Annotated in this window: 10 protein-coding genes and 1 pseudogene; 4 read left to right on the top strand and 7 right to left on the bottom strand. The window is 35.9% G+C overall.

Going from position 1 to position 13022, the window contains the following annotated elements; all coding sequences use genetic code 11:
* Positions 1-50 precede the first annotated feature (50 nt).
* Entirely contained in the window at positions 51-1253 is a 1203-nt protein-coding gene (locus FJR05_RS19250) for an AAA family ATPase (RefSeq protein ID WP_168645635.1), read from the bottom strand.
* 327 nt (positions 1254-1580) lie between these two features.
* Between FJR05_RS19250 and FJR05_RS19245 the strand changes: the two are divergent.
* Both FJR05_RS19245 and FJR05_RS19240 read left to right on the top strand, forming a co-directional pair.
* Positions 1581-1715 (top strand): annotated as a pseudogene (locus FJR05_RS19245) (Hsp20 family protein); the annotation flags it as partial.
* Between the two features lie 488 nt (positions 1716-2203).
* Positions 2204-2665, top strand: coding sequence for a two-component system response regulator (locus FJR05_RS19240; protein ID WP_168645634.1), 462 nt, complete (start codon positions 2204-2206; stop codon positions 2663-2665).
* Here the strand turns inward: FJR05_RS19240 and FJR05_RS19235 are convergent, their stop codons facing one another.
* On the bottom strand, positions 2666-3787 hold the full coding sequence (locus tag FJR05_RS19235) for a hybrid sensor histidine kinase/response regulator (RefSeq protein WP_168645616.1): 1122 nt from the start codon (positions 3785-3787) through the stop codon (positions 2666-2668). It lies immediately after the preceding gene.
* Positions 3788-3805: 18 nt separating this feature from the next.
* Positions 3806-5113 carry an ATP-binding protein gene (locus FJR05_RS19230; protein ID WP_168645615.1) on the bottom strand — a complete coding sequence of 436 codons (1308 nt, stop codon included), beginning with the start codon at positions 5111-5113 and terminating at the stop codon, positions 3806-3808.
* Between the two features lie 799 nt (positions 5114-5912).
* Between FJR05_RS19230 and FJR05_RS19225 the strand changes: the two genes are divergently transcribed.
* Complete coding sequence (locus FJR05_RS19225; RefSeq protein WP_168645614.1) at positions 5913-6635, top strand: response regulator transcription factor; 723 nt, start codon at positions 5913-5915, stop codon at positions 6633-6635.
* Positions 6636-6773: 138 nt separating this feature from the next.
* Here the strand turns inward: FJR05_RS19225 and FJR05_RS19220 are convergent, their stop codons facing one another.
* Positions 6774-8102 (bottom strand): lipid-A-disaccharide synthase-related protein, encoded by a 1329-nt coding sequence (locus FJR05_RS19220; RefSeq protein ID WP_168645613.1) that lies wholly within the window; start codon positions 8100-8102, stop codon positions 6774-6776.
* Here FJR05_RS19220 and FJR05_RS27700 point away from each other — a divergent pair.
* A complete protein-coding gene (locus tag FJR05_RS27700) occupies positions 8095-8220 on the top strand; it encodes a hypothetical protein (RefSeq protein ID WP_256376202.1) in 126 nt (41 codons plus the stop codon). The two genes, FJR05_RS19220 and FJR05_RS27700, sit on opposite strands and share 8 nt — an antisense overlap.
* Here FJR05_RS27700 and FJR05_RS19215 read toward each other — a convergent pair.
* The 3 genes from FJR05_RS19215 to FJR05_RS19205 form a co-directional block, all read right to left on the bottom strand.
* Positions 8210-8575, bottom strand: a complete 366-nt coding sequence (locus FJR05_RS19215; protein WP_168645612.1) for a four helix bundle protein — start codon at positions 8573-8575, stop codon at positions 8210-8212. The two genes, FJR05_RS27700 and FJR05_RS19215, sit on opposite strands and share 11 nt — an antisense overlap.
* A 77-nt stretch (positions 8576-8652) precedes the next feature.
* Positions 8653-10422 (bottom strand): EAL domain-containing protein, encoded by a 1770-nt coding sequence (locus FJR05_RS19210; protein WP_168645611.1) that lies wholly within the window; start codon positions 10420-10422, stop codon positions 8653-8655.
* A complete protein-coding gene (locus FJR05_RS19205) occupies positions 10409-13021 on the bottom strand; it encodes a PAS domain S-box protein (RefSeq protein ID WP_168645610.1) in 2613 nt (870 codons plus the stop codon). Before FJR05_RS19205 ends, FJR05_RS19210 begins: the two co-directional genes overlap by 14 nt.
* Between the last annotated feature and the right edge of the window lies 1 nt (position 13022).

Here is a 13022-nt window from a genome sequence, read left to right as displayed (position 1 = left end):
AGACAAGAGATATTTAATGATGCGTGAAAAAACGCACCATATATCGCCTATTAAACAAATTTTTTGGTAAACTCACAGATTAAGTCTACTCTCCCTTTCCGTAACATGGCTGGATCTAATCTTTCGGTAGTATTACAAGTCATGAGTATTACTAATTTCTGTTGCATTTGAATACCAGATTCATCAATTACGCTTTGGTATAATGTCCCATCTAATAAGGCTAAAATATGCTCGGTTTTGTTGTTATATTGTGCTACCTCTGAAGCTCGATCTTGAGCTAAATTATCAGCTTCGTTGATGATAATACAAATCTTTTCTAAATATGTTGGCGGCACAAAGTTAGTGATGGCATCATGATCTAAAATGAAAATTACATATCCTAAAGGGACAAGAATTTCTTTGGCAACACCTTGTGTCCATGCTGTTTTCCCTGTACCTGGTGCGCCATGTACTACAACGGCTAATTGATTTTGATCTAAAATTGTTTGTTGAACTATGTCGGTAAAATCTTGAATATCTTGGGGAAATGTTGGTAATGGGTACTGACTATGAACTTTCCCAACACGACTTTGATATCCACTCAGCATGACTGCTAGATCATAGGTGGCTTTATTAATTAATGGCTGCATATTTTTTGCCATTAAAGTATAATTTCTTCTGCCTCTTTCATAAGCTTCAATTTGTAACCAAATATCATGTTCTGACCAGTAGGCATAAACTGTATTAACCACATCTAATCTTTCCCAGTTCACAAATTTTTCAACGGGGAAATAAAAGTCTCTCTCTGAGTAATATTGGGTGATAATATCAGGGCGTTCTAATAGTTTTAAAACTCGTAAAACGGTGATTTCTTGGAGAAGATTCAGGACGTAATCAATAGGAATACTGTTGCGGCTGACAAATTGGACTAGGGGTGTTTCGGTTGTTAAAAAGTCTTTATGGCGATGTTCTGGGGTGAGCATATCTGGTGTAATATAATTCCAATATTTTTGGAATTCACCACGAGTATAATCTGAAGCTAAATTTAAAATATTTGCCCACCAAGCATATTCTTTTCTCGCTAAAGCATCAGCATAATAACTGGCTAAATTAATACTTTTCTGGGTTAATTCTTGAGTATCATGGAATAGAATTTTACCGAAGTATTCCCAATCAAAATCTCTGTGAAATGGCCGCCAACCGCTAGATAACAGGTGTTGAAAGTTCTTATTGGTGTTATTACTTTCGTTGGTTCGGAAATAGTCAAAATCCATAGTCAAATTATTCTCTGCGGAAACAGGCAATGATGCACAATTTTTTTGTGACATCTATTTCATGTAATATACTATATTACATGAAAATAAGTTGTGTCAACTATTGTACTGATTATTTGGCTGATTGAGCAATCATGATCGAGATACAGCGGTTTAAGTGGTTGGTTTGGGGTTCTTGTACTTCATAACACCGGGAAGTGTTGTAGTTTCAGTTGTGAGTTACTTAGTATGTAAGCATTCAGCTATCAGCAGTCAGCTAAAACCGGATTTTCGGCTTTTTGAAGTGGGAAGACTGACATCAATAATTAATTTTACTATGGTAAATTTCCAAGGCTGATTCCTTTACCTGCTAAGGTACAAAATACTCAATTTGTGGCAAATTATCAAGATGGTATTCTTTATCTCAATCTGCCAAAAATGCAATCGGAACAACATAAGGTTTTCAAGGTTAATTTAACATAGACCAAAATTAATTTATGCCTCTATTTTGGATTTATTGAGTGGTTCAAATTAGGTGGTTTTGACTTGATTAGATTTGGGGTTTTGATTTTTCTATCCCAAGTCTAATATTTTGTTATGGCGGTTATCGTTCGGATACAATACAATGAAGGGTGTGGAAATCCCGCCTTTACAGGCTTTGCAATTTACTGACTGTATCTCACAAAGAGTGCATACTGTTATAGTAGTGATTAGTCCGAATACTTGTAATCAAAACAACAATAACCTCCATTTCTTTTGAGAAGTGGGGGTGATGAATTTATTGATTTTTCTAAATAATTTTATTGACGATTTTGCATATAATCAAAATATATCTGCTAAAGGTATTAAGGCTGGATTTTTATTTGCTGTTGACATTGGTTGAGATAAATAACCAATGAGAATTTGCGAGTAAGTCTATTATGCCTAGCCTAAAAAGACGACTACTCCCTATTAACGACTCTGGAGACGAGATGTATCTAGCGCATTCATTCATGAGTGATGAGAAACGGCAACAACATCAACAGCCTTTGATTTTAGTGGTAGAAAATCATGATGATAGTTTACTGCTGATGAGTTATACTCTTGAGTTACTTGGTTGTCAGTCTATTTGTCAAAAAGAAAGTTCAACAACAGTATTTATGGCTAAAGAACATCAACCTGATTTAATTTTATTGAATATTTTTTTACCTGGGATGAATGGACTAGATTTTATTCGATATCTTAAGCAAGATTCATTAACTTGTCATATTCCTGTGGTGGCTATGACGGTTTTAACTGATGGTGAATATAATAAACGGATGCTTGAAGCTGGTTTTGATGATTACATCGTTAAACCTTATATGATTGAGGAATTAGCAGCAATTATCCATCGGTTTCTAGGTAGGAAATTTGAGCTATGCTCGGTTTTAGAAGTGCAACGGATTCATTCATAATCATTCGGTGATTTTAGGTAGTTTGACTGTGAATGTGCTGCCTTTACCGATTGCTGAGGAAAGTTCTATTTTACCTCCGTGTGCTTCAATAATGCGGCTGGAAAGATGTAGTCCTAAACCGCTACCTGATCTTTTGTTTTTACCTTGACGAAAACGCTCAAAAATAGTTTCTTGATCTTCTGGTGCGATGCCATAACCTGTGTCTTGAACTTCGATGATGATTGTACGGCTGCAATGATTAGCTGGGGATAATGTTTCAAAAATGCGGATTTCTACACTGCCTGTATCTGTGAATTTGATGGCATTATCAATTAAGTTATGAAATACTCGTCTTAATTCTAGGCGATCGCCTTTAACTATGCCTCCATTACTATCTGTTGAAGTTAATTCATGGGTATCTAATTTTACGGTTAAGTTTTTCTCCAGTGCTAAGAAATTTAATTCACTTATGACTTCAGTAGCAATTGTGATTAAGTTGCATGATTCAAAGTAGAGATTTTTTTGTCCAGCTTCAAAGCGGTAAACTTCTAGTAATGTATTCACCATTGCCAGGAGATTTTGATTGCTGCGAATCATGATACTAATGGGTTGTTTCATTTCTGAAGGAATTTGTCCAAATACTTCTTGCAGAAATAAATTCAGCACTCGATTAGCAGCTACTAGGGGAGTACGTAAATCATGGGTAAGACGAGAAACAAAGTCTTCTCGCTGTAGGGTCATTTTTCGTTGTTCGTCAATACTGTGCTTTAATCTTAAGAGCGATCGCACTCTGGCTAATAATTCTTCGATCTCAAAGGGTTTACGCAGAAAATCATCAGCACCAATATCTAAACCTGCAACTACGCTGGATTCAGGATGGGCTGTTAATAGTAGAATCGGAATATAGTTCATTTCTGAATTATTCCGAATCTGTTCTGTAACTTCATAACCACTTATTCCTGGCATCATCACATCTAAGATAATCAAATCTGGTGGTGATTGTCTGACTTTTTCTAGAGCCATTTTACCATCCATCGCCGCATCAATTTCGTAGCCTTCAATTTGTAAGATTGTTCGCAATAAAGTCAGATTATCTGGGACATCATCAACGGACAAAATTCTAGCTTTTTTCAAATTAGACATATTTAAGTTCTTGGTAATCTACAATTTTAAATGAGGATAATTAATGGAGGCTTTATGAGGAAAATATACGGAATGAAAAGGATTTTGATGAGGACTAAAAACCACATTACCTAAATCCGGTGCTAAATTTATTTTTCGTGGTAATTTTATTTTAAATATTGAACCTACCCCTAACTGACTTTCGATATCTATTTTTCCTCCCATGATGTCTACCAATGAATCAATAATAGCTAAACCCAACCCCGTACCCGAATATTTACGGCCAATACCCTGATCAATTTGGTGAAAGGCTGCAAAAATATTTTGAACATCTTGCGAAGCAATACCAATTCCTGTATCTTTCACGGTTATTATAACTTGATTTTGAGTTGTTTCTCGGATTTCTACCCAAATAGTCCCAGACTCCGTAAATTTTACAGCATTGGAAAGTAAATTGATGACAATTTGCTGTAATCTAACTGCATCATTAAATACTAATGTATTTTCTAGGTCTATTTTAACTAGCAAAGATAAATTTTTGGCTTCAGCTAAGGGACGAATTTTTGTAACCGCATTACTCACAACTTTTGATAAATCCAATATTTCTGGCTTTAGTTCTAATTTTCCAGATTCTAGTTGAGAAAAATCCAGAAGTTCATTAATTTTGATCAGTAAATTTTTGCCATTATTGAAAATTTTCTCTACCATGTCTAGTTGTTGATTTGTCAACTGACCAAATTTGGGACTTAATAGAATTTGTGAAAACCCAATAATTGCATTCATGGGAGTTCTTAGTTCGTGGGATATGGTGGCTAAAAATAGTGATTTTAAGCTAGATATTGCTAAAATTTTAAAGTTTTGTTGTTTAATATGTTGCTGTTGTGCCGTTAATTCTTTTTGCTGTAGAACTAGCTGTTCACGACATTCTTTAAGCTGTTGATTTGCTAAATCTAGCCGTACTTCAGCATGATGGATACGAATGGCACTGCGTAAAATTTGAGCTATGGTTTCTGGTGATAATCTAGACTTAATAAAATACTCACTAGCACCTAATTTTATCAACTCTCTAGCTATTTCTTCACTTCCTGAATCCATGAGGATGACTAATGGAACTTTAATCCCTGAAGATTGGAATTTATGGATTAATGTGAAACTATCTTGATTTGGCAAGTAATAGTCAAGAAATACGCAATCATAGTGATCATTGATGAGGGCAAACAAGGCATGATTCCCATCTTTGACTTCATCAATTTCCATGCTAATACCTGTTTGGGTCAGAGCTAGACTTACTATTGAGCTATCAGTCTGATCATCGTCTACAACTAAGATTTTCAGCTTCTCTTCCATCGGTTTTTCTTTTGGCTGTCAAATACAGATTTATATTCAGCATTTCTGTTTTTACATTTTCTAGATTATACAAATAATGAACATGATTTTCTGGTGAATGAGCAGATTTATTTCCAGGTAAAAGAAATACTTTATCTACTTAAAAACATTGTAAATTAGTAATTCATTAACTGTCCTCACCCATTAGTGAGAGTTGCATGGAAACATTATGTACCATTGGCTTAAATGTTTTTACTTAAACACTGGTAATAATTGTCGGCTAAACAATTATTCGCATCACGCTCATACATAAGCCTTGAAATTAGTTATTAGCATTAAAAGTTTTTTAGTGCCTGATAGCGGATTCTGCTGTTAGTTATATTATATGCTGTCTATATACCTTACAAAGAAGATTTTATGACAACAGCGTCAACAGCATAATTATTCAAAATAGCTGAAAAGCTTTAATATTAAGCTTTTTAACTTTGAACCTTTGACCTTGGCCTTACGGAACTGCTGTGTTAAATCCATTGTCAATTTGGTGATAATACTATAACTGTAATTTTTCTGATTTGTCTCAATAATCTCATTTGTTTTGGCAGAAATATCTATATATCTTTAGCTAGATTTTTACAGCTACGGAAATTCAAAAATCAATTATTTCTTATTCCTATTGGTAGATGTTTATTGGTTCACAGATCATATATGCTGGGAAATGGATAAATTAGATACAATTCTTAAATAACTGAATCAGTTTTTTTCTTCTACTTTTTGCTATTGGTAATACTTCAGAAGTAATCTGATAATCATGGGTGTAATAATGAGTGATATTAGCATTCTATTAATTGAAGATCATGATTTAACGCGCATGGGACTCAAAACCGAATTGCAGTTGCATGGCGGTTTTAAGGTGGTGGGTGAGGCAGCTAGTGCGAATCTGGGACTAAAACTTCTAGAAACAACTAAACCGGATGTGGCTGTGATAGATATCGGTTTACCCGATATGGATGGGATTGAACTGACGCGCAAGTTTAGGCGTTATCAGACGGAAACAGGACAATCGCAGACCAAAATATTGATTTTGACGATGAATAATTCGGAGAATGTGGTTTTGGCAGCCTTTGCTGCTGGGGCAGATTCTTATTATATGAAGGACACAAGTGTTAATAAATTTATTGAGGCTGTACAAGCAACTTTTCATGGTAACTCTTGGATTGATCCGGCGATCGCCAATATAGTATTACGGAAAATGCGTCAAGGTGTCCCCGGTGATCATCAATCCTTGGATAAGCCGAAAACGGTGAAAATTGAAGCCCTAGAAACAGAATATGAACAGGTTTTAGAAACTTACCCCCTCACCCAACGGGAGTTGGAAATTTTAGCATTAATTGTGGCTGGTTGCAGCAATGGACAAATCGCGGAGAAATTATATATTACTGTAGGTACAGTCAAAACTCATGTTCGCAATATTTTAAATAAACTCTGTGCTGATGATCGTACTCAAGCAGCAGTTCGGGCTTTACGTTCCGGTTTGGTGATTTAGGAAAGAAGGAGTCAGCACTTCGGCTTCGCTCAGTGACCAGTCAGGAGTCAGGAGTCAGGAGTCAGGAGTCAGGAGTCAGGAGTCAGAAGAAAGAAGAAAGAAGAAAATAACCAATGCCCAATGCCCAATGCCCAATGACTAATGACCAATTACCCTTTCTTGTAAACATTCTGCAATCCGTTGTGCTGCACCGGCGCGTCCCATGCGTTGAATGCCATTTTCAGCGATCGCATGGAGGATGTCAGGATTTTTGAGTAGAGATTGGATAGCTGGGAGAACTTGTGATGGTTGATTGACAAGGGTGAGAGATATGCCTAAAAGCCGACTTTGGGCTTCTGCAAAACCGGGGTTATATTGAGGACCATTACCAGGGATAGCGATCGCAGGTTTTCCCAAACCGATGAATTGTTCCGTTGCTGTTCCAGCCATTGCGATCGCCAAATCACCCCAATACAAGCAATCATTATAAGCCTGTTGAGTCAAGATAAAATAAGCATTTTTTTGTTGAAAAGTCAAGCTATCAGGGTCAGAAATAGGTATTGGAGATTCATCACACCGTCGCCAACCTTGGATATGTAAACTTTGGGATAAAATACTACAATCTAAACCGGGAGCGATCGCCCCTAAGAAAATCATCGTTCCCGCCGTCCCAAACAAAGAATCTGGTTGTCGTAAACTAGCCATCAGCGCTGATACAGCAATCATGATGACCTCCCAATTATTGTAAGCTTCCGGCGCACGAGAACCGGGCAACAGAGTCACAATCAAAGGACGAATCACCTCTTCGAGTTCAGCATCAGGACGATAAAACTGTTGTGCAGTCAAACTTGTCTGTAACCCATCCATCATCGGATTCCCCGCATCCACAGCGGGAATTGACCATTTTTTGAGAATTTCCGTAGTCAGAGAATCTCTAGGAAACACAGCCCGACAACCACCACGACTCATCAACCACCTTTCCCAAGGATGGTAAATCGAACCAGAAAAATTTTCCCACCACGCGGACTTTGATTTTCTTGGTAACAACCCCATTTCGTCGCGCACATAATATTCTGATTTAGCCGTCCCCACAAAAGCATAATCAGCACCACTCATCGCTGCAAACAGCAAAGGAACAATATCCCCCACAGCCAAAACAGCCTTTTGATTACCTAACTTAGTTTGTGAACTTACCCAACGGCGGATAGATTGAATTTGATTAAGAGTCAACTGCACCAACCCACCGCCCACATCGCGCATTAATTCACGTCCATCCATATAGATAAAACCACCAGAAGGCATAGTTCGCACTTTACCAATCATAGGAATATCTATTTTTTGATAAGCACGTCCTTCACCCACTATTGGTAAAGCAAAAATATCCGGTGGAGAAGATAATTGTTGTAAAGCCTGGATAATCCGCACAGCAATCATATCTTCCCCATGACCATTGCTTAAAACTAATAACTGTAATGGAGAATTGGTCATTTTTCTAAATGCTAGGGAGAAGGAGTCAGGAGTCGGAAAGAAGGAGTCAGGAGTCAGGAGTCGGGAGGTAGAAAGAAGAAGAAGGAAGAAGGAGAAGGAAGAAGGAGTTAGGAGGTAGAATTGTTGAGAATAGCTTTTGCATAACTATCTAATAATCTACTGATTTCTTGGAGTTTCAACATTAATTCTGATGTATCACCATATCCTAAATCATTCGTGAGAATAAGATAGTATCTACATTCTTCCAGAGAAGCTTGTGCAACATTCATAAATCTTACTTTGTCTAACTCTCCTTTCTTCTTAAATCCTTCTGCTACATTTGCAGGAATAGAAACCGATGCACGTCTAAACTGAGAAGTAAGTCCATATATTTCTGATTTGGGAAATTTCGTAGTTAGTTGGTATACTCCTAACACAAATTGATGTGCTTTTTGCCAAACTATTAAATCTTCAAATGTTCTCGCAGGTTGCATTTACTCTTAACTCCTCCTATCTTTCTTCTTCTATCTTCTTCTTTCTCCTGACTCCTGACTCCTGACTCCTGACTCCTCTAAATGCTAGGAATTACCAAAGTATTGGCGAAAGATATAAATTCTGATGCCGGAATCGGGCGACCAAAGATATTACCCTGGACATTGTAACATTGATGATCATAGAAAAATTGTAATTCGTGTTTTCTTTCGACCCCTTTAGCCACAATCTGCATATTCAGTTTTTGTGCTATGTCAATAATACTAGCCGCAATGGTTTGATTGGCCATGGTTAAGTTCAAATTTTTTACAAGTGAACAATCCATTTTTAACGTATCAAAGGGAAATTTACTCAAATGATTTAATGATGATTGATCAGTACCGAAACTATCAATAGTTATTTCAAATCCCAAGGCTTTGAGTAAGCGAAGACGGCGCACTGCTAAATTTACATCTTCTTTGAAAATGCTGTCAGTCACTTCAATAGAAATTAATTTAGCACTAACTTTTTGCTCAATTAATATTTTTGTAAATTCTTGAGATAGTGTGGGATGAGATAACTGACGATCAGAAAGATTAACAGATATTTTTATTGATGATAGTCCAGCATTTTTCCATTCTGTCAGATATGTGCAAACATTTTTAAACACCCATTTACCAATTTCAATCATCAAGCCTTTTTGTTCCGCTATGAAAATAAAATCGGTAGGTGAAATAATTCCATACTCAGGATGTAACCAGCGAATTAAAGCCTCAGCAGCGACAATTTTACCAGTTTTGATATTAACTATGGGTTGAAAATATAATTGAAACTGATTATTGGCGAGTGCATGGTGTAAATCTGCCTCCCAAGATAGTTGCTTGCTTGAAGTTGGATCTTCTAGATTAGGGTTATAAAATTCATAGGCGTTACCTCCTGATTTTTGCACTTTGGCTATCACCAGACGACAATGTTGTAATAAGGTTTCTAAATGGTAGGGATGATAGTAAAATGCAGTGCCGATACTCGCAGTAACAAATATTTGTCGGTTATCAATTAAAATTGGCTCAGTGGTGCTTTCTATTAAGGATTGAGCTATAGCAACCGCTTGGTTACGATATTCTATTGCTCCGGCAATAATGACAAACTCATTATTATTAGTTCGAGCTAGAATCCCTTGATCGGCAATTACTGATTTTAACCTTTCTGTTAATTTAATGATGAGTAAGTTGGTTTCTGCTGGTTCAAGAGTTTGATAAAGTCGCTCTAACCGATCAAAACTGAGACAAAAAATAGGCAAATAAGGAAAATAATTTGATGATGGTTCTGTAGTTTCAATCAGGTTATTAATAAATTTATCCACAATTTTATCAAATTCTTCCTGTAAACCATGACGATTTAATAACTGAGTGAGAGGATCAAATTTTTGGACTTGACTGAGTTTTTGTTCAATGCTCTCAACTTGTGCTAGATATCCCCTTTGTTGCTCTAAATCAGTTTGGTGCTTTTGCAAAGCTATTTCAATTGCTACTTGTAATTCTCTATCTTTAAATGGTTTAAAAATATAACCAAAAGGAGTTGTAGCTTTAGCTCTATTTAAAGTCTCGTTATCAGCATAAGCCGTTAGATAAATAACTGGAATACCATATTTTTGAGAGATTTTGGCTGCCGCTTCTATACCATCCATTTCACCTTTAATAACAATATCCATTAGTATCAAGTCAGGCTGTTTTTCTCCAGCAATCTGAATAGCTTTTTCGCCTGAAGAAACTATATCTACAATTTTATATCCAAAAGTGGTCAATTTTCTGGCTAAATTATTGGCAATTAAAAGTTCATCTTCAACAATTAATATTTTAGTGCTTGTCATAATTTTCAATCCTCTGGCGATAACGTAATTCTGAAAAAGTCAAAGTAAATGCAGTCCCATTGTGGGAACTAACTGTAATTTTTCCATCTAATTGTTTAGTTAATAAACAAATTAATTGTAACCCTAAAGATTCTGTATTTTGAAAATCTAAATCTGCGGGAAACCCAACACCATTATCTTCAATGGTTATAGTAACTTGCTTTTGGGCATTTTCTTTAACTCTAATCCAAATTTGCCCAGTTTCATGATTAGGAAAAGCGTGTTCAAAGGCATTACAAATTAATTCATTGATAATTAAACCACAGGGTGTAACTGTTTCGATATTTAAGAAAATGGGTTGCAGATCAAAGTTAATGGTTATTGTTTTTGACTCTAAGTTCAATGAAGATTCTAATTGTTGAGCAACAGTTTGTAAATATTCACTTAAATCAATTTCAGCTAGGTTTTTAGATTGATAGAGTTTTTCATGGATAAGTGCCATTGATTGGATGCGATATTGGCTTTGTTCAAAAATCTTAATGGCTACCGGATCTGCAAGATATTCAGCTTGCCAATATAAAAGACTCGATACTACTAAGAGATTATTTTTCACGCGATGGTGAACTTCTTTGAGTAAAATTTCTTTTTCTTGTAAAGAAGATTTTATTTGTTCTTCTGCCAACTTACGGGCCGTTACATCGTTTTGAATGCCGATAAAATGAGTAAGATTACCTTGATCATCGTAAATCGGAGAAATGCTCAGTTCATTCCAAAATAGACTACCATCTTTACGATAGTTACGGATAGTAACCAGACAATTTGTTTGATTTTGGATGGCTGTACGCAGTGTTTGTAACCCTGTTTGTTGTTGATCATTACCTTGGAGAAATCGGCAGTTGCGTCCAATTACTTCCTGTGCTGAATAGCCTGTAATTTTTTCAAAAGCAGTGTTAACAAAAATTGTCTTTTTTTCAGATAGTCTAGCATCAACAATAATAATACCATTATTACTGGCGGCGATCGCTCGCTCTTGTAATTTTAGTGTTTCTTCAATCTGTTTTTGTTGGGTAATATCTTCCGCAATCCCCGCAATTCTGTAAATATTACCTTCTTGATCACAGATGGGAAAAGCTCGATCATAAATCCAGCGAATTTCTCCATCGCTACGAATGATCCGATATTGTTCATTATATTCACCATTAATTTTTTTGGATAAAGCTGCCATAATCTGAGGTAAATCCTCTGGATGAATAGAATCTAGCCATTTATAGGGTGATTGATAGAGTTCTCGACATGAATATCCCCAAATTTTCTGATAGGCTGGGGAAACATAAAGAATTTGACCTGTTTCCAGACTTTCTATCCAAAAAACACTATCAATATTTTCTGTGATTTGACGTAAATATTCTTGACTTTCATATAACTCTTCAGTCCGTTCAATTACTCGTTGCTCCAATGTTTTATTCAGTCTTCTCAGTTTTGATTGTGCTGCAATCCGTTCTTTTAACTCTTTTTGAACTTGTTGATAGAGTTGGGATTGTTGAATAGCGATCGCTAATTGAACAGATAAATTTTCTAGCAGTTCAACTTCTAAAGATTGCCATATCCGAGGTTCAGAGGCTTGATGAGCGCCGATTAATCCCCATAATTGATTTTGATAAACAATTGGTACAACTAGATTGGCACGAATATGATTTTCTGCTAGTAATTGAATATGACAAGGAGACAACTGAGAATCATAAATATCATGAATCTTTCGCACCCGACCATTTGTATAATGTTCAACCCAATCAGGTGCAAAACAAGGATCATGCAAAACAACACCCAACAAGGAAGCTTCTTCTGTTTTTAATGATTCAGCTACAACTCGACCACTCCATTCTCTGTTAAATTCATAGATAATTACCCGATCTACTTGCAAATAGTTTTGAATTTCCGAAACAGCCGTTTGTAAAATTACATCCAAATCAAAAGAGTTACGAATTTTCTGTGAAAGCATCACCAATAAGTGATCTATTTTGATTTGTTCTATTAGTTCCGTAGTTCGTTCATGAACCTGGTTTTCCAGTTCACTACTTTGCTTTTGCAAAATTTCTGCTTTTTCAATTTCTAGTTGACTAACCTTTTGTCGTAAAAGATTATTTTCTTCATACATTTGCAGAGGGTTAAAAGTATTGAATATACTATTTGGGGTGATAATTCCTACTAAAGCACCTTCATCATTTACTACTACTACATGATGTATTTTATATGTCTGAAACAAATTTAAAACTACACTAATATTCGTAAATTCTGATTTCTTTAATGTAATTGGATGCTCCCTCATTACCTCTGCTAAAGTAACTTGCTCCAAATTTATTCCCATTTCCACACAATTGAGGATATCCTTTTTTGTAAAAATTCCTACTAGATGTTCCTGATCTAGAACCAGAACACAACAGGATTGTTCCCCGTACTGAAGATAATTTTTTAATTTTAAATCCTCAGTAATATCAGAAATATCGTCTACCTGAGTCATTAATTTGACTGCATTGACAGCACAGGTATCACCCGTCAATGTAATAGGATAAGGAATAATAATTTGTTCTAAATCTAAATTGAAACTTTTTTTTGTCTGCATT

It is taken from the genome of Dolichospermum sp. UHCC 0259 (assembly GCF_009711935.1).
In the GTDB taxonomy this organism is placed as follows: domain Bacteria; phylum Cyanobacteriota; class Cyanobacteriia; order Cyanobacteriales; family Nostocaceae; genus Dolichospermum.
Note: the sequence above shows the minus strand (reverse complement) of the source record. Positions and strands in the feature narration are given on the sequence as shown.

Coding starts and splice junctions, on each gene's coding strand:
- FJR05_RS19215 (WP_168645612.1), bottom strand. CDS start 8,575: ATGCAACCTGCGAGAACATTTGAAGATTTAATAGTTTGGCAAAAAGCA.
- FJR05_RS19205 (WP_168645610.1), bottom strand. CDS start 13,021: ATGCAGACAAAAAAAAGTTTCAATTTAGATTTAGAACAAATTATTATT.
- FJR05_RS19220 (WP_168645613.1), bottom strand. CDS start 8,102: ATGACCAATTCTCCATTACAGTTATTAGTTTTAAGCAATGGTCATGGG.
- FJR05_RS19235 (WP_168645616.1), bottom strand. CDS start 3,787: ATGTCTAATTTGAAAAAAGCTAGAATTTTGTCCGTTGATGATGTCCCA.
- FJR05_RS19240 (WP_168645634.1), top strand. CDS start 2,204: ATGTATCTAGCGCATTCATTCATGAGTGATGAGAAACGGCAACAACAT.
- FJR05_RS19210 (WP_168645611.1), bottom strand. CDS start 10,422: ATGACAAGCACTAAAATATTAATTGTTGAAGATGAACTTTTAATTGCC.
- FJR05_RS19230 (WP_168645615.1), bottom strand. CDS start 5,113: ATGGAAGAGAAGCTGAAAATCTTAGTTGTAGACGATGATCAGACTGAT.
- FJR05_RS19250 (WP_168645635.1), bottom strand. CDS start 1,253: ATGGATTTTGACTATTTCCGAACCAACGAAAGTAATAACACCAATAAG.
- FJR05_RS19225 (WP_168645614.1), top strand. CDS start 5,913: ATGAGTGATATTAGCATTCTATTAATTGAAGATCATGATTTAACGCGC.